Source organism: Streptomyces niveiscabiei (genome assembly GCF_033794345.1).
In the GTDB taxonomy this organism is placed as follows: Bacteria; Actinomycetota; Actinomycetes; order Streptomycetales; family Streptomycetaceae; genus Streptomyces; species Streptomyces niveiscabiei.
In genome coordinates this window covers 360,333-380,073 of sequence record NZ_JARAYJ010000004.1, presented here as the reverse complement: position 1 = coordinate 380,073, position 19,741 = coordinate 360,333, and the positions used below count along the sequence as shown (strand labels likewise).

The following is a 19,741-nucleotide window of genomic DNA, read 5'->3' as shown; positions in this document are numbered from 1 at the left end:
TGCTGCGCCTCCGGCAGTACGTAACGGCAGATACTCAGCGTCGCGTCGCGCTGCCGGAGGTCTCTTCCACCCACGTGTGGGCCGACGCCCCGGGATCTGGCCTGATCCGTATTGACGGGTACGCCGCAGTTGTCAGGGAGTACTCCCCTCCGTACGGAAAACAGTACCTCAATCACCAAGGAACGGTAAAGCGATTGGCAAAAGAAAGATCAAAAACGCAGGTCAGGGCGCTTTACCAGGGCTTGGTGCGAGCTGCCGCGACCTGCGCGAGCACCTGCTGGAGCACCCCGCTGCCGGGCGGCACGAGCGCCGGTTCGTACGTCCACGCGTGCCCCACCCACGGGTCGGCGAGGTAGTCGTCCGGCACCGGCGTCAGCCGCAGCAGGGACCGCCACAGCGGGTCGAGCAGCGGGCCGTACGCGGACGCGTCCTCCCGGTCGGCGACCATCATCAGGTGCACGCCGACGGCCGGGCCCTCGTCCGCGAGGTAGCGCAGCTGCGTCACCGCGCGGTCGTCGAAGCCGTGCGGGAAGTCGTTCACGACGAGGAGCTGGTGCGCGGTGTCGAAGTCCGGCGGCAGCGCGTCCGGGGCACCGCCGCGCACCGCCATCTGCACCAGGTCGACGCGCTGCGTGAGCCGCCCGAGGACATCCGCGACCCCGGCGGCGCCCACGGCCGGCGGCCCGGCCAGCACGCCCGCTCCGGCCAGCGGGGCCAGGGACGACGCCGCCGAACCGGCCGCGTCCACGACGTGCACCGCGAACGCGCCCGCCGGGTGCGCCGCGAGCAGCCGGGCCACGTGCGCGACGGCCGTGTCCATCGCGAGCCGCCGTACGTCGTACGCGTCGACGACCGCGCCGTCCGCCGCGCCGACCGCCCCGCTGTCGATCCACAGCCCCCGCTCCAGCGGCAGCCTGACCAGCATCGGGATGCGCAGCCGCTCGCTCTCCGGCAGCCGCAGGTCGCCCAGGCGCAGGGCCATGGGGGGTTCCTCGGGAACCCGGTAGGCGTGCCAGACCGGGTTGTCCCAGCCCGCGTAGGGCGGCGGGAGCGCGGGTTCGACGACCTCGGACTCGGCGACGAGTTGCGCCAGGTCGCGGTCGAGCACCTCGCGCGCCTGGTCCATCAGCTGCGTGTGCTTCGCGCGCGCCGCCTCCCGCGCGGCGTCGGCCTGCCCGCCCATCCGCGCGCGCGGGTCCGCGAGCGCCTCGTCCAGCTCACGCTCCATGCGCGCGTCCGCGAAGTCGACGGCGCTGCGGTAGGCGGCCGTCGTGCGCGCGTAGTCCTCGAACATGCCCCACACCTGGTTGTAGAGCCGCTCCTCCATCGACCACCCGGTCGCGTCCCCCGCGACGGGCCGCGCGGGCTGCCCGGGCGAGACCGGGGACGCGGCCGGCGGGGGCGGCGGCGGGGTCGTACGGCGGCGGGGGTGGGTGTAGTCGACGCCGCCGTCCTGCGCGGACTGCGCGCCGTAGAGGCCGGCGCCCTGCGGGGGCGCGGCGGGGGCTTCGTCGTAGGGGCTGCCGTACGGGCCGGCGGGCGCCGCCGGGCGGCCGGTGCCGGACGCGGCTGCGGGCGCCTGGGAGTCGTACGGTGTCGGGTTCTGGTCCGGGGTGAGGGGGGCCGGGATCGGCGGGGCCGGGGTGGGGGCGGTGGCCTGCTGGATGGTGGCGGCGACCTGGTGGGCCTGGGGCAGGCCCTGGTCGGTGAGGAGTTCGGCGAGGCCGCCCGCGTAGCCCTGGCCGACGGCGCGGACCTTCCAGGCGCCCTGGCGGCGGTACAGCTCGACGGCGACGACGGCCGACTCGGCGTCGAGGCCGGTGAGGGTGAACGTCGCGAGGTCGGTGCCGCCCTCGCCCGCGACCGCGACGAACGGGGCCGCGGAGGCGCCGAAGCGGACGGCCCCGGCGCCGGCCGGCAGCGCGAGCAGCACGTGCACGCGGTGCGCGCGCTGCGGTACGGCGTCCAGGTCGACGGTGATGCGGTGCTCGCGGGCGGCCTGCCGGGGGACCTCCAGGCCGGGCAGGGCGGGCGCGCCGGGGTGGGCGACCCACTCGGGGCCGGGGACGCGCCCCTGGTCGTCGCCCAGCGTCACCCCGGCCACGACCGGGGCCGCGGCCGAGACCCTGATCACCAGGCGGACCTGGGAGAGCGGATGGTTCTGCCCCCGTGTCAGCTCGGCCGTCATCGCCTGTCGTCCCCCTGTGTCGTGCTGTGTGGTTGTGGTGCCGCGGCCCTCAGAGGACCGGCTGGATGGCCGGCATGAGGTCCTGGAAGGTGCGGCCGTTGGCCGGGGTGCCGATGGCGGTCATCGACCAGCCCTGGCCCACGCGGTGCACCTTGGCCATGATCTGGGCCGTGTAGTTGCCGCCGCCCGCGAGGGTGTAGCGCGCCAGCTCCTGGCCGTTGGTCTCGTCGACGAGGCGGCAGAACGCGTTCTGCACCTCCTGGAAGGTCTGGCCCGTGAACGAGTTGACGGTGAAGACGATCTGGTCGATGTGGACCGGCACGCGCGAGAGGTCGACGAGGATCGCCTCGTCGTCCCCGCCCTGGCCGACGCCGCCTACCAGGTTGTCGCCGGTGTGGCGCACGGAGCCGTCGTCGCTCACCAGGTGGCGGAAGAACACGACGTCGACCGGCTGCTGGTCCGCGAAGAGGACCGCGGAGGCGTCGAGGTCGATCTCGCGGGTGCGGGAACCGAACAGGCCGCGCCGGGGGGCCGCCTGCCAGCCGAGACCCATCCGCACCGCGCTCAGGCTGCCTCCGTCGTTCTTCTGAAGACTGATTGCCTGACCCTTGGTCATGTTGACGGTCACGAGCCGATTCCCCTCTCGAACTTCCCCTGTTCCCGCGGGCTCCGCGGATGCCCAGAACCCTACGCAAGGCCACTGACAGTGCCGTACCCGGGAGCGCGTTTTGTGTCGGTCCTGCAACACAGGGCGTACGGCGCGGCGCTCCCGGATACGCGGGTCATGCCAGGCCCGCCTCCTTCATCTGGCGCAGTTCCTTCTTCATCTCGGAGACCTCGTCCCTGAGGCGGGCGGCGACCTCGAACTGGAGGTCGGCGGCGGCGGCGCGCATCCGCTCGGTCATCGCCTCGATCTGGTCGGCGAGGTCGGCGGCCGGCGTGTCCGTCGGGACGGTGTCCTTGGCCTTGCCCCTGGCCGCCTTGGCGGACTTGGCGCGGGCCTTCTCGCCGAGCGACGGCACGGGCGCCTTGGTGCCGCGGCCGTCCTTCTTGGCGCGGTAGCCGCTGCCGAGGAGCTGTTCGGTGTCGACCTCCTCGCGCGCGATCTGGGCGACGATGTCGTTGATCTTCTTGCGCAGCGGCTGGGGGTCGATGCCGTTCGCCGTGTTGTAGGCGACCTGCTTCTCGCGGCGCCGGTTGGTCTCCTCGATGGCGCGCTCCATCGCGGGGGTGATCCGGTCGGCGTACATGTGGACCTGTCCGGAGACGTTGCGCGCGGCGCGGCCGATGGTCTGGATCAGGGAGGTGCCGGAGCGCAGGAAGCCCTCCTTGTCGGCGTCGAGGATCGCGACCAGGGAGACCTCGGGCAGGTCGAGGCCCTCGCGCAGGAGGTTGATGCCGACCAGGACGTCGAACTCGCCGGCGCGCAGTTCGCGCAGGAGCTCGATGCGGCGCAGCGTGTCGACGTCGCTGTGCAGGTAGCGGACCTGGATGCCGAGTTCGAGGAAGTAGTCGGTGAGGTCCTCGGCCATCTTCTTGGTGAGGGTGGTGACCAGGACGCGTTCGTCCTTCTCGACCCGGCCGCGGATCTCGTGCACCAGGTCGTCGATCTGGCCCTCGGTGGGCTTGACGACGACCTCGGGGTCGATGAGGCCGGTGGGACGGATGATCTGCTCGACGGTGCCGTCCGCGCGCGAGAGTTCGTACTTGCCGGGGGTCGCCGACAGGTAGACCGTCTGCCCGATGCGCTCCTGGAACTCCTCCCACTTCAGGGGGCGGTTGTCGAGCGCCGAGGGGAGGCGGAAGCCGTGGTCGACGAGGGTGCGCTTGCGGGAGGCGTCGCCCTCGTACATCGCGCCGATCTGCGGGACCGTGTTGTGCGACTCGTCGATGACCAGCAGGAAGTCGTCCGGGAAGTAGTCCAGGAGGGTGTTGGGCGGGGAGCCCGGTTCACGGCCGTCGAAGTGCATCGAGTAGTTCTCGACGCCGGAGCAGGAGCCGATCTGGCGGAGCATCTCCAGGTCGTACGTCGTGCGCATGCGCAGGCGCTGGGCCTCCAGGAGCTTGCCCTGCTTCTCCAGTTCGGCGAGGCGCTCGCCGAGTTCCTTCTCGATGTCGTTGGCGGCGCGCTCCAGGCGCTCGGGGCCCGCGACGTAGTGGGAGGCCGGGAAGACGTACAGCTGCTGGTCGTCGCTGATGATCTCGCCGGTGAGCGGGTGGAGCGTGGAGAGGGCCTCGATCTCGTCGCCGAACATCTCGATGCGGACGGCGAGTTCCTCGTAGACCGGGAAGATCTCGATGGTGTCGCCGCGCACCCGGAACGTCCCGCGCGTGAAGGCGAGGTCGTTGCGCGTGTACTGGATGTCGACGAAGCGGCGCAGCAGGTCGTCGCGGTCGATCTCCTCGCCGACCTTCAGGGGGACCATGCGGTCCACGTACTCCTGCGGCGTGCCGAGGCCGTAGATGCACGAGACGGAGGCGACCACGACGACGTCCCTGCGGGTGAGCAGCGAGTTCGTCGCGGAGTGGCGCAGGCGCTCGACCTCCTCGTTGATCGAGGAGTCCTTCTCGATGTAGGTGTCCGACTGCGGGACGTACGCCTCGGGCTGGTAGTAGTCGTAGTACGAGACGAAGTATTCGACCGCGTTGTTCGGCAGGAGCTCGCGGAACTCGTTCGCCAGCTGGGCGGCCAGGGTCTTGTTCGGCGCCATCACGAGCGTGGGGCGCTGGAGCTTCTCGATCATCCACGCGGTGGTGGCGGACTTGCCGGTGCCGGTCGCGCCGAGGAGGACGACGTCCTTCTCACCGGCCTCGATGCGCTGGGCCAGCTCGGCGATGGCCGCCGGCTGGTCGCCGCTGGGCTGGTAGGGGCTGACGACCTCGAAGGGCGCCACCGTACGTTCGATGCTGGAAACGGGCCGCATGCCATCCACCGTACGGCCCCCCACTGACAACACGTCCCCATCAGGGGTTTTCCGTGTCAGCGGCGCTGCGGTTCGTGGACCTCGCGGCGGGCGGTGCGGCGGGCGCGGACCCGGGGGCGGCGGCCGGAGTGGTGGCCGGCCGGGTGCGCGGGGACGCCGGGTTTGTGCTCGACGGGCGGTACGGCGGGTCTGCCCATGACCATCAGGGGGTCGAACACGACGACGACGGCCGCGAGCGCGAGGAACGCGAGGGGGCCGATCAGCATCGGGGCGAGCAGGGAGGCGGGCGAGTCGCCGGAGGTGGTGTCACCGGCGTGCACGTGGACGCTGAGGGCGGCCATGCCGGTGTAGTGCATGCCGGTGACGGCGAGGCCCATCACGAGGCTCGCGCCCATGCTCCACAGGAAGCCCCGGACCTGTCCGGCGGCCCACAGCGCGGCTGTCGCGGCGCCCATGGCGATCGCGACGGAGGCCGCGACGGTGAACGTGTTGTACTCCAGGCGCCCGTTGAGCCGCATTCCGGCCATGCCCAGGTAGTGCATGGAGGCGATGCCGAGGCCGGTGATCGTCCCTCCGGTGAACAGCGCGGTTCCCGAGGCCCCCTTGTAGCCGACGATGAAGATCCCGATGCCGACCATGAGGATCGCGACGCCGAGGCTCGCGTACGTGAGGGGTTTGTCGTACCGGATGGGTGCGCCGTGGACGGTGAATCCCATCATCGCGACGAAGTGCATCGTCCAGATGCCGGAGCCGATCGCCGCCGAGCCGAGGGCGAGCCAGCCGGGGCGCCAGGAGTGGGAGACGAGCAGGGCTCTGGTCGTACAGCGCAGACCGAGGGCACCGCCGAGGCAGGCCATGAAGTAGGCCACCAGCGGGGTGACGAGTCCGTAGCTGAATCCGTCGACCGTGCCTTGCATGCGGGGTTGCCCTTCCGCCCTGTTGATTGATTTTCCCTGGAATGCGCCCCTTCCCAGGACCGCCGAGCGGTCAGGGTTGACGCAGAGAGTATGACCCCCACCGGAATGGTCGAACGATTTTCCGGCAAAGAAACACGCCCTTGCCCCACTTGTGCCCCTGGGGTGAGCGCGTGTGGCCGTCTCCATTCATTCTGTGGCCATCCGCGGTCTCCTCCCCCGCCGCCCCTGTGCTGTCACAGTGAATCCCGACGTGATCACAGGAAGCGAGGAGTCGTCATGCACGCGCGCGTAGCCGCCGTTACCTCCACCGCTCTTCTGGGCACCGCCGCGGTCCTTCTGGCGCAGGCGCCGGACGCGAGCGCGGCAGCCCGCCCCGCACCCGTCGTGGTGGCTCACCGGGGCGCCTCCGCGCAGGCGCCCGAGAACACGCTGGCCGCCGTCGACAAAGCGGCCGAAATGGAGGTCGCCTGGGTCGAGAACGACGTCCAGCGGACAAAGGACGGCGAACTCGTGGTGATCCACGACGACACGCTCAGGCGCACCACCAATGCGGCCAAGATCTTCCCGGACCGGGCGCCGTGGAAAGTGAAGGACTTCACCGCGGCGGAGATTGCCCAGCTCGACGCGGGGAGTTGGTTCGGGCCCGCGTTCGCGGGTGAGCGGGTGCCGACGTTGAAGCAGTTCGTGGAGCGCCTCGACACCCACCGGCAGAAACTCCTCCTGGAGATCAAGAATCCGCAGCTCTATCCCGGTATCGAGCAGCAGATCATCAAGGTGCTCGGCAACGAGGGATGGCTCGATCCCTGGCATCTGAACAGCCGTCTGATCGTCCAGAGCTTCGACGCCGCGAGCCTCCGCACGGTGCACAGCCTCAAGCCGGCCGTCCGCACCGGATTCCTCGGCACGCCCGCGGTGGCCGATCTGCCGTCCTACGCGCGGTTCGCCGATCTGATCAATCCCTCGCACACGACGGTCACGAGCGAGTACGTCTCCGCCGTGCACGCGCTGCGGGGGCCGCACCACCGGCGGCTCCAGATGTACGTGTGGACGGTGGACGACGCCGTCAACGCGCGCAAGGTCGCCGGGTTCGGGGTGGACGGGATCATCACGAACAAGCCGGACGTCGTGCGGGACGCGCTGCCGTAGGGGGCCGGGGCCGGTCCGGGGGGCCTTGTCGGTGGCGGGCCGTACGGTGGGGGCATGAGCGGTGACGGGGAGCAGGGGCAGCAGGTCGTGTGGGCCGTCGTGGACAGCGGGATCGGACCGCTGCTGCTGGCGGCGACCGGCCAGGGGCTGGTCAACGTCGTGTTCCACGCGACGGACGCAGTGCGGGAGCGGGCGCTGGAGCGGCTCGGGGACCGGTTGGGGGCGGTTCCCGAGGCGGCGCCCGGCTCGCCCGTGCTGGCCGAGGCGGTGCGCCAGGTCGAGGAGTACTTCGCCGGGCGGCGCCGGGAGTTCACGCTGCCGCTGGACTGGTCGCTGATCTCCGGCTTCAACCGGCGCGTGCTGCGCGAGCTGGCCGCCGGTGTGCCGTACGGGGCGGTCGTCGGGTACGGCGACCTCGCGCGGCGCGTCGGCCGACCGGAGGCCGCGCAGGCGGTCGGGGCGGCGATGGGGTCCAACCCGCTGCCCGTCGTGGTGCCCTGCCACCGGGTCGTGGAGAGCGACGGCGGGATCGGGGGGTTCGGGGGCGGTCTGGAGACCAAGCGGCGGCTGCTGGCGCTGGAGGGGGTGTTGCCGGAGCCGTTGTTCTGAGGCGGGCTCCGGCGCGGGTGCGGTCGGGGGCCGTCGGTCAGTCGTAGTGCCGTGCCTCCAGGACGTTTCCGTCGGGGTCGCTGAAGTAGAAGCTGCGCGGGGCCTTGCCGCGGGCCCCGAAGGAGCCGTGGGCGACGGGGGAGGTCGGGACGTCGAGGGACTCCAGGCGGGCGCGCAGAGCGTCGTAGGCGGCTTCCGGGAGGGCCAGGCAGACGTGGTTGACGGGGTGGCCGGCGCCGGCCGCGGAGTCGGGGAGCATGCGCATGTCGGGTGCCAGGGTGAGGGGCATCAGGTCGATCAGGGTGTCGTCGTTGACCCGTACGGAGGGGAACGGGACCTCGCCCGCCGTGAACTCGGGGAGCCGTACGGGGTCGAGGCCCACCGCGCGCGCGTAGAAGCCGGCGGAGGCGACGGGGTCGCGTACCCAGAGCACGACGTGGTCGAGACGTGCGGAGTTGTCCGTCATGCACCCCAGGCTGGTGGTGTCTCCCACAGGCCGCAAGAGTTTGACCGGCCAGAACGGTCGCCAGAGATGAAAGGGAGAGCGACCGACAGGAGGCGGGCCCGTGGTGCTGATGGTGTCGGAAGAGGTACGGGAGGCGCTCGCCGCGCGCAGGCCCGTCGTGGCACTGGAGTCGACGATCATCGCGCACGGGCTGCCCCGGCCGCGCAACCTCCAGGTGGCGCGCGAGCTGGAGGCCGTCGTCCGCGCGGAGGGCGCCGTACCGGCGACCGTCGCCGTGCTGGACGGGCAGCCGCGCGTGGGGCTCGACGAGAAGCAGCTGGAGCGCATCGCCGACGGTGACGGCATCCGCAAGCTCGGCCACCGCGACCTGCCGCTCGCGGTGGCGTCCGGCGCGAGCGGGGCGACGACCGTCTCCGCGACCGCGCAGCTCGCCGCGCTGGCCGGTGTGCGGGTGTTCGCGACCGGTGGGCTCGGCGGGGTGCACCGGGAGTGGACCCTCACGCAGGACGAGTCCGCCGACCTCGGGCTCCTCGCGCGCACGCGGATCACCGTCGTGTGCGCGGGCGTCAAGTCCATCCTGGACGTCCCCGCGACGCTCCAACGCCTGGAGACGCTCGGCGTGGCCGTCGCCGGGTACGGCACGGACCGCTTCCCCGGGTTCTACCTGTCCGACTCCGGCCACCCCGTGGAGTGGACGCTCCGTACGCCCGGTGAGGTCGCCGAGGTGATGCGGGCTCAGGACCTCCTCGCCGGCCCGGAGTCCGCCCTGATCGTCGCCAACCCCGTCCCCGAGGAACAGCAACTGGAACCGGCCCTCCACGCGCGCGTACTGGCCGACGCGCTGCACGCCTGCGAGGCCGAGAACATCACCGGCCAGGCCGTCACGCCCTTCCTCCTCGACTACCTCGTCCGCCACACCGACGGGGCGTCCCTGGAGGCCAACCTCGCGGCCGTACGCGGCAATGTGCGGCTCGCGGGGCGGATCGCCGCGGCTTGGGCGGGGGATTGAGGGGGCGGGGCGGGAGAGGGGCGTCTGGGGGTGCCGGGGGCACGGGCGGGAGCCGTGCGGGTACCGCCGGGGGCGGGAAGGGCGCCCGCGCGGATGGTCCGGCGGGCGACGCAGCTCACGAGGGGACTCCCGCGCGCGGGGCGGCCGACGGCATCGAGCCTCCCGGCGAGGGCGTCGGCGGCAAGGTGTCCCACGGACGGGCTTCCAGGGGCGGTGCGGCAGCGGGTGCGGTGGGGCCGGGGAGGCTCGGTGGGGGCGGCTCGGGTGGCCCGGTGACCGGGGTGGAGGGTGGTTTCGGGGGGTTGTTGGTCGTGGGGGACGTCGTCACCGATGTGGTCGCGCGGTATCGGGGGCCCTTGGACGTGGGGACCGATACCGCGGCTGTGGTGCGGCGGCTGCCGGGTGGGGCGGGAGCCAATGTGGCGTGCTGGGCGGCCCATTGGGGGTGCGGGGACGTACGCCTGCTGGGGCGGGTCGGCGTGGAGGAGGCGGCGTGGCACGAGCGGGAACTCGTGGGGTGCGGGGTGCGTCCGCACCTGGTCGTCGATCCGGAGGCCCCGACCGGGACGGTCGTCTGTCTGGTCGACTCCGGTGCGGCGGCCGAGCGGACGTTCCTCACGGACAGCGGCGCGGCGTTGCGGCTGGCGCCCGGGGACTGGTCGGACGGACTGCTCGACGGCGTCGTACGCGTGCACCTCTCGGGGTACCTGCTGTTCTCCGCCGACGGGCGCGCGCTGGTCCGCGCCGTCCTCGCGTCCGCCCGCGCGCGTGGCGTGCCGGTGAGCCTCGATCCCGCGTCGGCCGGTTTCCTCAAGGAACTGGGCACCGAACGGTTCCTCGAACTCGTCGACGGCATCGGCGTGCTGCTCCCCAGCCGCGCCGAGGCGTGCCTCCTGACCGGCCTGCGGGACACGGCCGACGCCGCGGTCGAACTCAGCCGCCGCATCCCCCTGGTGATCGCCAAGGACGGCCCCTGCGGCGCCCTGGTCGCCCACGCCGGTTCCCTCCTCGCGCGCGTACCCGCGGTCCCCGCGCAGCCCCGCGACACCACCGGCGCGGGCGACGCGTTCACCGGCGCCTTCCTCGCGACCCTGACGACCGGCGCCTCCCTGGAGGCCGCCGCGACGGAGGGGTGCCGCGCAGGCGCACGCGCGGTGGAGGCGGTGGGGGCTCGGCCGCCGGGGCGGGGGTGAGGGGCGGTACGACGAGCTGGGCGAGCACCGGAGGGGGCGTCCCGGTGTTCGCGTCGCCCTAGCACGCTCACGCGCCACGCAGGCGGCAGGCGGCAGGCGGCAGGCGGCAGGCCAGCCTCGCTCCCCACGGCCCTCGCGCGCGTGCCGATCAGGGATCAGCGCCCCCGCAGCAACCTCGCTCGGTACACCGCCCCGCCACACCGCGTACCGCCCGATGCCCCTGCCCGCTCCCCTCCCGCCTGGCCACGCCCCTCCCCGAAAACACCCCCGCGCCCGCGCTACCCCTTCCTCCCCCACGCCGAGATCATCGGGGCCGTCGCCAGGTCCATCTCTCCGGTCGCCACGTTCGCGAGGTGGCGGTCGATGTCCTCGTCCGTCGCGAGGCCCGCGGTGACGAGGCCGGTGCGGAGGTGGCGGATCGTCGCGGATTCGAGGGCGGCGCAGGCGGGGGAGGCGACGGGGAAGTACGCGTCGGCCTCGACGCGGTGGAGGCCCGCTTCACGCAGGAGACGGGGCAGGCGGCGGCCGTAGGAGAGATCGGCGCCGCGTTCGGCGAGGAGGGTGCGGAAGGCGTGGCGGAGCCGGTTGGCGAGCTGCTGTGCGGGGCCGTGCTCGTCGGGGCACAGGAGGGGCTGGAGGGCGGGGTCGGCGTCCTCGATCAGCAGGCGTCCGCCGGGGCGGAGGGCCTTGATCATGGAGCGCAACGCCCGTTCGCGGTCCGGGACATGGACGAGTACGAGCCTGGCGTGGACGAGGTCGAACCCCTCCCCCGGCGGCTCCTCGGCGCCGACGTCGTGGACGCGGACCTCGATGGGCGGGCGCGCGGCGCGCGCGAGGTGGGTGGTGTCGATGTCAGTGGCGAGGACCCGGCCGGTGGGTCCGACCTTCTTGGCGATCCAGGAGGCGACGGAGGTGCCGCCCGCGCCGACCTCCCAGCAGCGCCAGCCGGGTCCGATGCCGAGCGCTTCGAGGTGGCGGAAGGTGGTGGGGTCGAAGAGCGTGGCGAAGGCGTCGAAGCGCTCTCCCGCCTCGGCCCGCCGGTTGTCGAGGAGATACCCGTCGGTTCGCGTCATGATCGGATCATCCCATTTACCCCGGTTCCCGGATGCGGGCGACGCGGCCGGAAATCCGCTCCCCGCATGGCTTCCCGAGCCGGGGGAACAGAGTTGTCCACAGGGGGGAACAGAGCGGGATCAGAGTTTTCCACAGGCTTACCCGACCCTTGCCCCGACCTGGCACACTGGCCAGCCAAGCGCGGGAAACGCGGCGTACGGGGAGCCGGCGAGGAGATCCACATGACCATGGCGGGGAATCTGCGGAAGGTCACCGGCCTGGGCGGGGTCGGGGGCCTGCGCCGGGTGGCGCGGCTGGCGCGGCGGCGCATGAAGGTCGATCTCAGCCATCACGCGCGCTCGCCGCTGGGTTCCTCCGTGGTGAACTGCGTGACCTACAAGGAGGGTGTCCGGGCGCCCTCCGGCGCCGATCTGGTGGAGACGGTGGAGCGGGTCCGCAAGCAGGGCCACGGATTCGTCTGGCTGGGGCTGCACGAGCCGACGAACGCCGAGTTCGCGGGCATCGCCGAGCTCTTCGACCTGCACCCGCTGGCGGTCGAGGACGCGGTGGAGGCGCACCAGCGCCCGAAGGTGGAGCGGTACGGGGAGACGCTGTTCGCGGTCTTCAAGACGGTCTGCTACGTGGAGCACGAGCAGTTGACGGCGACCAGCGAGGTCGTCAACACCGGCGAGATCATGGTGTTCGTCGGCCCCGACTTCGTGGTCACGGTCCGGCACGGGCGGCACGGCTCGCTGGGCCCGCTGCGCGAGGAGCTGGAGGCGGACCCGGCGCAGCTCTCCAAGGGCCCCTCGGCGGTGCTGCACGCGATCGCGGACCACGTGGTGGACGACTACCTCCACGTCACGGACGCGATGCAGGCCGACATCGACCAGGTGGAGACGGACGTCTTCGCGGAGGACGGCGCGCGGGCCGACCCGGGCCGGATCTACCAGCTCAAGCGTGAACTGCTGGAGCTGAAGCGGGCGGTGGTGCCGCTGGGCCGTCCGCTGCTGGACCTCGCGGACCGTCCGGTGCGGGTGGTCGACCCGGAGATACAGGCGTACTTCCGGGACGTCTCGGACCATCTGCTGCGCGCCACGGAGCAGATCGCCGCCTTCGACGAACTCCTGAACTCGATCCTCCAGGCACATCTGGCGCAGGTGACGGTCGCGCAGAACGAGGACATGCGGAAGATCACCGCGTGGGCGGCGGTGATCGCCGTGCCGACGATGGTGTGCGGGATCTACGGCATGAACTTCGACCACATGCCGGAGCTGCGCTGGAAGTTCGGGTATCCGCTGGTGCTGGGGGTGATAGCGACGGCGTGCCTGGCCCTGTACCGGGGCTTCCGGCGCAACGGCTGGCTCTGACGGAGACCAGACCGGTACGCCGGAAGCGAGCGCGGTACGGTCGCGCCGGAAGCGGGGTCGGGCCGGAGGTACAAAGCGAACCGGTCACGCCGGAACCGCGGAGCAGCCCGGTCACCCCACAAGCGCGGGCCGGTTCACCCGCGGGCGTACACGCTCTCCGCCCACGACGCGATCTGGCTCTCCGTGAGGTGCTGCGCGAGGTCGGCCTCGCTGATCATGCCGACGAGGCGCTTGTTCTCGATCACGGGAAGCCGGCGGATGCGGTGCCCCTGCATCTCCCGGAGCACCTCGTCGACGTCGGCTCCGGCGTCGATCCAGCGGGGCGTGCCCTGGGCCATCTGACCGGCGGTCACCTTGGCCGGGTCGTGCCCCATGGCGACGCAGCCGACGACGATGTCGCGGTCCGTGAGGATGCCGCAGAGCCGTTCGTCGGCGTCGCTGATGGGCAGCGCCCCGACGTCGAGGTCGCGCATCAGCTGGGCGGCGCGGTCGAGGGTCTCGTGCATGGGGATCCACTGGGCGCCCCGGTGCATGATGTCTCCGGCGGTGGTCATGGACTACCTCCCTGGCCGGACGGCCGGCACGGCGCGGACGCGCCGCTGTCCCGGCGCCCTACATTCTTGCCGCGCATCGGGCGGGCCGCATGTCCACGAGGCGGCCCCGGCGACGCCGGGAGTCCCGCCCCGTCAGGAACCCTCAGGCCGAGAACCCCACGACCTTCTCCGGGACGACCCGGATGACCACCCTGGCCTCGTCCTCCTTCTCCGCGGGCGGGTCGATGCCGAGGTACTTGTGCGCGAGGTCGTGCGGGAGCCGCTTCTCGGGGTCCGGGAGGATCTCGGCGCGGCCCCGGATCTCGACCGAGGCGTAGGGGTTCGCGAGGTCGAAGACCGTGACGCTGACGCGGGGGTCGCGGCGCAGGTTGCGCACCTTCTGCCGGTTGTCCAGGGAGGTCAGCAGGACGGTGTCGTCCTCGCGTTTCATCCAGACCACCGAGTTGTGCGGGGCGCCGTCGGGGCCGATGGTCGCGACGGACGCGAAGTTCTTGCCGTCGAGGAGGGCGCGGACGGTGTCGTCGAAGAAGATCGTCATACCGACACCCTAGTTAGATGCACGCGCATACAACAGTGCTGCGGCCGACTCTCCCCCGCCTGTTCGCCCTCAGTGTCCGCTCGCCCTCAGCCGTTCCACGCGGGGTGCCGGGGATCGTCGGCCCGCACCAGGACGTCCGCGCTCGCCGCCGGGTCGGTCTCCCGCTCGTACCGCTCGAACGCGGGCAGCGTCCACTGCTCGCCCTCCGGGGTACGGCGGCGCAGCGAGCCCGGGGAGAGGCGGACATGGACGCTGAGGTCGAAGGGGAACCAGTGCCGCAGCAGGAGCGGGCCGTGGAGCAGCAGGAGCCCGCCGGGCGGGAGTTCGACGTACGGGCTGCGGGTCGCGCGGTCGGTCACCGGGTCCCACAGGTCGGGCAGGACGCGGCCGGTGCCGCCGGGTTCGAGGGGGCCGAAGACCTCGCGCCACAGCGCGCGGGTGTCGAACCAGCCGTCGTAGTAGGCGTCCACGTCCTGGTGGCCGTACTCGAAGCGGAGCGACGCGGGGCGCAGGAAGCCATGGGTGTCGACGACGCGGGAGGACCGGCCGCGCGCCCGCAGCCCCTCCGCGACCCGCGCCGCGAGGTCCCCGGGCCGGGCCGCCGGCGCACCGTCGAAGGCGATGCGCGGCCAGGAGCCGCCATCTGTCGGTTTCAGATCGAACAGCCGCTCCACCAGGAGGTCGGAGAGCCGGTCCCAAGTGATCGCTTCCAGTCGCACAGTGGTCATGATGCGTCAGAGGCGACGGCCGGCGAGACACCGGGGAGCCGGACCCCGCTCCACGCCCGGACGCGTACCGGGCGCGATGACGTGGGCCGTACGCGTGCGCGCGCCTGCCCCACCCCCGTCCCCGCCTGTTGCGGCGCGTGTCGTCGGTGCCGGACGGGCATCACTTGTGGTGACGGGGCGGGTGGGGCAGGATCTCGGCGGCGACAGGGGGTTGACGTTCATGGTGGACGGGCCGTACGTGGCGATGGCGGTGGCCGGGGTGCTGGTGACCGGTGTCATGGCGGGCGTGTTCGGGGCGTTCTCCGTGCTGGTGATGCGGGGGCTGGGGGCGTTGCCCGCGGAGCAGGGGATCGCCGCGATGAACGCGATCAACAGGGCGGCGCTGACGTCGGTGTTCATGGGGCTGTTCCTGGGGGCCGCGGCGGTGTGCGCGGTGGTCGCGGTGGTGACGTTCGTGCTGTGGCCGGAGCAGGGCCGGGTGGAGCTGCTGCTGGGCAGCGGGCTGTATCTGGTGGGCGCGTTCGGGGTGACGGTGACGGCGAACGTGCCGCGCAACGAGCGGCTCCTCGGGCTCGGCGCGGAGTCGGCGGAGGGGATCGCGTACTGGCCCGCGTACGTGCGCGAGTGGACGATGTGGAACCACGTCAGGACGGTCGCCTCGGGTGCGGCGGCCCTCTCGTACGCCCTGGCGTTGGCCTGAGCTCGCCCCCTGGCATTGGCCTGAGCTTTCCGCTCTGCGTGAGCGTCGGGGGCGTCGTATCGTGGCGGAAAGGTGCCGTCGCACGACTCAGGCACGCGGAACGTGCCGGCGCCCGCCGCGGATGCGGACGTGCGGACTCCCCCGAGGACATCAGCCATGGCGGACCCCAAGGGATTCATGCGCACCCCCCGTCAGGACTGGCCGCGCAGGCCCGTCGCGGAGCGGGTGCGGGACTGGGACGAGGTGTACGTGCCCGGCGCGCTGCTGCCCATCGTGGGCGCGCAGGCGGGCCGGTGCATGGACTGCGGGATCCCGTTCTGCCACGACGCGTGTCCGCTGGGGAATCTGATCCCGGAGTGGAACGACCTGGTGTCGCGCGCGGACTGGCGGGCGGCGAGCGAGCGGCTGCACGCGACCAACAACTTCCCCGAGTTCACCGGCCGGCTGTGTCCCGCGCCGTGCGAGGCGGGGTGCGTGCTCGCGATCGACCAGCCGGCCGTGACGATCAAGAACGTCGAGTGCGCGATCGCCGACCGCGCCTGGGAGGAGGGGTTCGTGCCGCCCCGGCCGCCCGAGCGGCTCTCCGGGCGGACGGTCGCGGTGATCGGCTCCGGGCCCGCCGGGCTCGCCGCCGCGCAGCAGTTGACGCGGGCGGGGCACACGGTCGTCGTGTACGAGAAGGACGACCGGCTCGGCGGACTCATGCGGTACGGCATCCCCGAGTTCAAGATGGAGAAGCGGCATCTGGAGCGCCGTATCGATCAGATGCGGGCCGAAGGGACGAAGTTCCGGACATCGACGGTCGTCGGGCGGGACGTTCCGGCGGACCGGCTGCGGGCGCGCCACGACGCGGTGGTGATCGCGACGGGTGCTTCGGCGTGGCGGGAACTTTCGGTGCCGGGCCGGGAGTTGGAAGGGGTACATCAGGCCATGGAGTATCTGCCGTCGGCCAACCGGGTGTGCGAGGGGGACGCGGAGGCCTCCCCGCTGTCGGCCGCCGGCAGGCACGTGGTGATCGTGGGCGGAGGTGACACGGGTGCGGACTGCCTGGGGACGGCGGTACGGCAAGGAGCCGTGTCGGTCACGCAGTTGGACATCTACGGCCGTCCCGACGCCGAGCGCGACCCCGACGCCGACCCGTGGCCGACGTACCCGAGGATCTACCGCCTCTCCGCGGCGCACGAGGAGGCGGCCGAACTCGGCACGGCACCCTCCGCCGACGCCGACGCGCGCCTCTTCGCGGCGTCCACCCTCCACTTCACCGGCGACGAGGCGGGCCGCGTGAACGCCCTCCACCTCGTCGAGGTCGACGAACACCGCACCCCCTTGGACGGCACCTCCCGCTCACTCCCCGCCGACCTGGTCCTCCTCGCCCTGGGCTTCTCCGGCCCCGACCTCTCGGACGGCCTGCTCGACCAGCTGAACGTGTCCCTGGAACCTCGCGGCACGATCACCCGCGGACGCGACTTCGCCACGAACACCCCGGGCGTCTTCGCCGCCGGCGACGCCGCGCGCGGACAGTCGCTCATCGTCTGGGCCATCGCGGAGGGCCGGGCGGCGGCAGCGGCCGTCGACCGCTACCTGACAGGCAGTTCGACCCTGCCGGCCCCGATCGGCCCGGACGACCGGCCGATGATCGTGTGAGACCGGCGGGGGTGCGCGGCGGGCGCCGTGGACTGGTGGGCGCCGTAGACCGGTGAGCGCCGTAGACCGGTGGAGGGCCGTAGACCGGTGGAGGGCCGTAGACCGGTGAACGCCGCCGACCGGTGGGGTCGTCAACCGGTGGAGGGCCGTCGAACGGTGGGGGCCGTAGATCGGTGAACGCCGCCGACGGTGGGGCTGCCGACCGGTGGAGGCTTCATACGGAGGCCCGGAAGCCGGGGCCTCCGTACGGCAGTCGGCCGTCGGGCCCGTGCGGCGAAGCTCCCCGCGTCGGTTCCGCCGAGTCCAGCGCAGGACGGCCGAGCCGAGTGCCGACGATGGGCAGCGCGCCCGCGCGAAGCCGATCGGAGCGCGGAGCGGTGGATCCGCGAGGGAAGGCAGCCGGAGCACCACGCCGAAAGCAGGCCGGAGCCTCGCACCGCAGGCCGCCCACGCGGAAGCCGGAGGTCGTCGGCGGGTACGCGATCATGCAGTGAGGCCGCCCGCGCGCCCGCGCGGAAGCTGGGCGACCGCGCTGACCGGCGCCGCGCGCCCCAAGCCGCCCGCGAGCCCGCGAGCCCGCGCGGAAGCCGGCCCCAGGCCCCTCGCCACCACCCGGCCCCGACCCCGACCCCGCTCCTCCCCCGCCCCTCCCGCGGAGCGTTCAGCGTTCGTCCGTCCCCGCCACCTTCCCCGTCGCCAGCGCCACCCGGTTCCACGTGTTGATCGTGCAGATCAGGCCGATCAGCTGGGCGAGTTCGTGGTCGTCGAAGTGCGCGGCGGCCTCAGTGTAGACGGCGTCGGAGACGCCGCCCTGAGGGAGGGTCAGGGCCTCCGTGAGGGCCAGGGCCGCGCGCTCCTTCGGGGTGTAGAAGTGGCGGGCCTCGCGCCAGAGGGGGACGAGGTGGAGGCGGTCCTCGTGCTCGCCGGCCTTGCGGGCGTCGTTGGTGTGCATGTGGAGGCAGTAGGCGCAGCCGTTGAGGTGCGAGGCGCGGATCTGGACGAGTTCGACGAGGGCGGGGTCGAGCCCCTCGCGCGCGGCCATGCCGAGGGCCACGACGGCCCGGTAGGTCTTGCGGGAGGCGGTGGCGAAGTCCAGGCGGGTGCGGGCGGCCTCGGCGGCGGCGACACCCGCCTCGATGCCGGCGGCGGTGATGCCGGTGGTGTCGGTGTCGATATCAGTGACCGTCTGCGTCGTCATGCCTCGAATCTAGGCCCCGCAAAGCCCCTCTGTAGGGTGCATTTCCATGGCGAGTTCATGGGTCAATTCCGCCCGGCGCATCGGCTCCGACCTGCATCTCGACGTGTCGGGCCCGGGTGGCCGCCGGGCCGCTGTCGCCGGTGCGCTGCGGGACGCCGTCCGCAGTGGCCGGCTCGCGCCGGGGACCCGGCTGCCGCCGTACCGTTCGCTGGCCGCCGACCTCGGGGTGGCCCGCAACACGGTGGCGGACGCGTACGCCGAACTCGTCGCCGAGGGATGGCTGACCGCGCGGCAGGGGTCGGGCACGCGCGTGGCGGACCGTACGGAGCCCCTGCGACACGCCGGGAAACCGGCCGTGAGTGGCCCTCCACGCGCGCGTGGCCCGCGATACGACCTGCGGCCGGGTACGCCGGACGCCTCGTCGTTCCCGCGCGCGGCCTGGCTGGCGTCCTACCGGCGGGCGTTGCAGGCCGCGCCGAGCGAGGCGTTCGGGCCGGGGGACCCGGCGGGGCGGCGGGAGCTGCGGGAGGCGCTCACGGAGTTCCTGGCACGCGCGCGCGGGGTGCGCACCGAGCCGGACCGGATCGTGGTCTGCGCCGGCTTCGCGCACGCGCTGCGGCTGCTGTTCGGCCAGGGCGGGGGCGGGGTGCTGCGCGGCCCGGTGGGCGTCGAGTCGTACGGGCTGGCCTTCCACCGCGACCTGCTCGCGGACGCGGGCGTACGGACCGTACCGCTGCCCCTGGACGACCACGGCGCGCGCGTGGACCTGCTGGGGCGGGAGCGGGCCGTCCTGCTCACCCCGGCCCACCAGTTCCCGACCGGCGGCCCGCTGCACCCGGAGCGCCGGGCGGCGGTGGCCGACTGGGCACGCGCGCGCGGGGCGATCGTCCTTGAGGACGACTACGACGGCGAGTTCCGCTACGACCGCCGTCCCGTCGGCGCCGTGCAGGGCCTCGACCCGGGGCGGGTCGTGTACGTCGGCTCGGTCAGCAAGAGCCTGTCGCCGGCCCTGCGGCTGGGCTGGCTGGTGCTGCCGGACCACCTGGTCGGCGCCGTGCGCGAGGCGAAGGGCGAGCGCGAGGCATGGTCGGGCGTCCCGGAGCAGCTCGCGCTGGCCGACTTCGTCGCGTCGGGGGCGTACGACCGCCATGTGCGCCGGATGCGGCAGCGGTACCGCGCGCGCCGTGACCGGCTCGTGGGGGCGCTGGCCGAGCGGGCGCCGCACATCCGGGTCAGCGGGGTCGCGGCGGGGCTCCACGCGGTGCTGCGGCTGCCGGACTGCACCGAGCGGGCGACGGTCGAGGCGGCAGCCGCGCGCGGGGTCGCGCTGGAGGGCCTCGCGGGGTTCCGGCACCCGGCGGCGGAGGGGTCGCTGGGCGACGGTCTCGTGGTGGGGTACGGCACGCCGCCCGAGCACGCGTACGAGGGGGCGCTGGGGGCGCTGTGCGCGGTGCTGCCGCCGCCGTAGCGCGCCGCCTTCCCCCACCCTTGCCGTTTTGTGCAC

Annotated in this window: 18 protein-coding genes; 8 read left to right on the top strand and 10 right to left on the bottom strand. The window is 72.8% G+C overall.

The features are described 5' to 3' along the window. Nucleotides 1–232: 232 nt before the first annotated feature. The 4 genes from PV682_RS08010 to PV682_RS07995 form a co-directional block, all read right to left on the bottom strand. Entirely contained in the window at nt 233–2,188 is a 1,956-nt protein-coding gene (locus tag PV682_RS08010) for a TerD family protein (protein WP_319725491.1), read from the bottom strand. Between the two features lie 49 nt (nt 2,189–2,237). Beyond that, entirely contained in the window at nt 2,238–2,816 is a 579-nt protein-coding gene (locus PV682_RS08005) for a TerD family protein (protein ID WP_010352498.1), read from the bottom strand. A gap of 154 nt (nt 2,817–2,970) precedes the next feature. Then, a complete protein-coding gene (gene uvrB / locus PV682_RS08000) occupies nt 2,971–5,112 on the bottom strand; it encodes an excinuclease ABC subunit UvrB (protein WP_055720053.1) in 2,142 nt (713 codons plus the stop codon). 56 nt (nt 5,113–5,168) lie between these two features. Continuing rightward, nucleotides 5,169–6,029 (bottom strand): MHYT domain-containing protein, encoded by an 861-nt coding sequence (locus PV682_RS07995; RefSeq protein WP_319725487.1) that lies wholly within the window; start codon nt 6,027–6,029, stop codon nt 5,169–5,171. A 276-nt stretch (nt 6,030–6,305) separates the two neighbouring features. Here PV682_RS07995 and PV682_RS07990 point away from each other — a divergent pair, with 276 nt between their 5' ends. After that, complete coding sequence (locus PV682_RS07990) at nt 6,306–7,175, top strand: glycerophosphodiester phosphodiesterase (protein ID WP_319725485.1); 870 nt, start codon at nt 6,306–6,308, stop codon at nt 7,173–7,175. 54 nt (nt 7,176–7,229) lie between these two features. Beyond that, nucleotides 7,230–7,784, top strand: a complete 555-nt coding sequence (locus tag PV682_RS07985) for a methylated-DNA--[protein]-cysteine S-methyltransferase (protein ID WP_319725482.1) — start codon at nt 7,230–7,232, stop codon at nt 7,782–7,784. Nucleotides 7,785–7,821: 37 nt separating this feature from the next. Here the strand turns inward: PV682_RS07985 and PV682_RS07980 are convergent, their stop codons facing one another. Further along, the gene (locus PV682_RS07980; protein ID WP_193555235.1) at nt 7,822–8,250 is read right to left on the bottom strand and encodes a VOC family protein; all 429 of its coding nucleotides are present in this window, start codon (nt 8,248–8,250) and stop codon (nt 7,822–7,824) included. A 103-nt stretch (nt 8,251–8,353) separates the two neighbouring features. Here PV682_RS07980 and PV682_RS07975 point away from each other — a divergent pair, with 103 nt between their 5' ends. After that, nucleotides 8,354–9,259, top strand: a complete 906-nt coding sequence (locus tag PV682_RS07975; protein WP_319725619.1) for a pseudouridine-5'-phosphate glycosidase — start codon at nt 8,354–8,356, stop codon at nt 9,257–9,259. Between the two features lie 272 nt (nt 9,260–9,531). Beyond that, a complete protein-coding gene (locus PV682_RS07970) occupies nt 9,532–10,452 on the top strand; it encodes a carbohydrate kinase family protein (RefSeq protein WP_319725480.1) in 921 nt (306 codons plus the stop codon). Between the two features lie 278 nt (nt 10,453–10,730). Here PV682_RS07970 and PV682_RS07965 read toward each other — a convergent pair whose 3' ends face one another. Beyond that, nucleotides 10,731–11,525, bottom strand: a complete 795-nt coding sequence (locus PV682_RS07965) for a methyltransferase domain-containing protein (RefSeq protein ID WP_319725478.1) — start codon at nt 11,523–11,525, stop codon at nt 10,731–10,733. Nucleotides 11,526–11,747: 222 nt separating this feature from the next. Between PV682_RS07965 and PV682_RS07960 the strand changes: the two genes are divergently transcribed. Continuing rightward, a complete protein-coding gene (locus PV682_RS07960; protein WP_109364521.1) occupies nt 11,748–12,875 on the top strand; it encodes a magnesium and cobalt transport protein CorA in 1,128 nt (375 codons plus the stop codon). Nucleotides 12,876–13,009: 134 nt separating this feature from the next. Here the strand turns inward: PV682_RS07960 and PV682_RS07955 are convergent, their stop codons facing one another. The 3 genes from PV682_RS07955 to PV682_RS07945 all read right to left on the bottom strand — a co-directional run bounded on the left by PV682_RS07955 (nt 13,010) and on the right by PV682_RS07945 (nt 14,695). Beyond that, nucleotides 13,010–13,429: a CBS domain-containing protein gene (locus PV682_RS07955; RefSeq protein WP_319725475.1), complete on the bottom strand. Its 420-nt coding sequence runs from the start codon at nt 13,427–13,429 to the stop codon at nt 13,010–13,012. Between the two features lie 142 nt (nt 13,430–13,571). Further along, nucleotides 13,572–13,967 carry a PPOX class F420-dependent oxidoreductase gene (locus tag PV682_RS07950; RefSeq protein WP_319725473.1) on the bottom strand — a complete coding sequence of 132 codons (396 nt, stop codon included), beginning with the start codon at nt 13,965–13,967 and terminating at the stop codon, nt 13,572–13,574. A gap of 86 nt (nt 13,968–14,053) precedes the next feature. Beyond that, a complete protein-coding gene (locus PV682_RS07945) occupies nt 14,054–14,695 on the bottom strand; it encodes a nucleoside/nucleotide kinase family protein (RefSeq protein ID WP_319725470.1) in 642 nt (213 codons plus the stop codon). A 220-nt stretch (nt 14,696–14,915) separates the two neighbouring features. Between PV682_RS07945 and PV682_RS07940 the strand changes: the two genes are divergently transcribed. After that, on the top strand, nt 14,916–15,395 hold the full coding sequence (locus tag PV682_RS07940; RefSeq protein ID WP_319725617.1) for an anthrone oxygenase family protein: 480 nt from the start codon (nt 14,916–14,918) through the stop codon (nt 15,393–15,395). A 156-nt stretch (nt 15,396–15,551) separates the two neighbouring features. Next, entirely contained in the window at nt 15,552–17,039 is a 1,488-nt protein-coding gene (locus PV682_RS07935) for a glutamate synthase subunit beta (protein ID WP_319725469.1), read from the top strand. A 661-nt stretch (nt 17,040–17,700) separates the two neighbouring features. Here PV682_RS07935 and PV682_RS07930 read toward each other — a convergent pair. Next, the gene (locus PV682_RS07930) at nt 17,701–18,237 is read right to left on the bottom strand and encodes a carboxymuconolactone decarboxylase family protein (RefSeq protein WP_319725467.1); all 537 of its coding nucleotides are present in this window, start codon (nt 18,235–18,237) and stop codon (nt 17,701–17,703) included. A 46-nt stretch (nt 18,238–18,283) separates the two neighbouring features. Here PV682_RS07930 and pdxR point away from each other — a divergent pair, with 46 nt between their 5' ends. Then, nucleotides 18,284–19,705, top strand: a complete 1,422-nt coding sequence (gene pdxR, locus PV682_RS07925; RefSeq protein WP_319725465.1) for a MocR-like pyridoxine biosynthesis transcription factor PdxR — start codon at nt 18,284–18,286, stop codon at nt 19,703–19,705. The last annotated feature ends 36 nt before the right edge of the window (nt 19,706–19,741 follow it).

Bases quoted from the DNA above. Each gene is read 5' to 3' on its own strand.
- PV682_RS07935 (WP_319725469.1), top strand. From the start codon at position 15,552: ATGGCGGACCCCAAGGGATTCATGCGCACCCCCCGTCAGGACTGGCCG.
- PV682_RS07965 (WP_319725478.1), bottom strand. From the start codon at position 11,525: ATGACGCGAACCGACGGGTATCTCCTCGACAACCGGCGGGCCGAGGCG.
- PV682_RS07950 (WP_319725473.1), bottom strand. From the start codon at position 13,967: ATGACGATCTTCTTCGACGACACCGTCCGCGCCCTCCTCGACGGCAAG.
- PV682_RS07955 (WP_319725475.1), bottom strand. From the start codon at position 13,429: ATGACCACCGCCGGAGACATCATGCACCGGGGCGCCCAGTGGATCCCC.
- uvrB (WP_055720053.1), bottom strand. From the start codon at position 5,112: ATGCGGCCCGTTTCCAGCATCGAACGTACGGTGGCGCCCTTCGAGGTC.
- PV682_RS07985 (WP_319725482.1), top strand. From the start codon at position 7,230: ATGAGCGGTGACGGGGAGCAGGGGCAGCAGGTCGTGTGGGCCGTCGTG.
- PV682_RS07960 (WP_109364521.1), top strand. From the start codon at position 11,748: ATGACCATGGCGGGGAATCTGCGGAAGGTCACCGGCCTGGGCGGGGTC.
- PV682_RS07945 (WP_319725470.1), bottom strand. From the start codon at position 14,695: ATGACCACTGTGCGACTGGAAGCGATCACTTGGGACCGGCTCTCCGAC.
- PV682_RS07995 (WP_319725487.1), bottom strand. From the start codon at position 6,029: ATGCAAGGCACGGTCGACGGATTCAGCTACGGACTCGTCACCCCGCTG.
- PV682_RS07980 (WP_193555235.1), bottom strand. From the start codon at position 8,250: ATGACGGACAACTCCGCACGTCTCGACCACGTCGTGCTCTGGGTACGC.
- PV682_RS07930 (WP_319725467.1), bottom strand. From the start codon at position 18,237: ATGACGACGCAGACGGTCACTGATATCGACACCGACACCACCGGCATC.
- PV682_RS07990 (WP_319725485.1), top strand. From the start codon at position 6,306: ATGCACGCGCGCGTAGCCGCCGTTACCTCCACCGCTCTTCTGGGCACC.
- pdxR (WP_319725465.1), top strand. From the start codon at position 18,284: ATGGCGAGTTCATGGGTCAATTCCGCCCGGCGCATCGGCTCCGACCTG.
- PV682_RS07940 (WP_319725617.1), top strand. From the start codon at position 14,916: ATGGTGGACGGGCCGTACGTGGCGATGGCGGTGGCCGGGGTGCTGGTG.
- PV682_RS08010 (WP_319725491.1), bottom strand. From the start codon at position 2,188: ATGACGGCCGAGCTGACACGGGGGCAGAACCATCCGCTCTCCCAGGTC.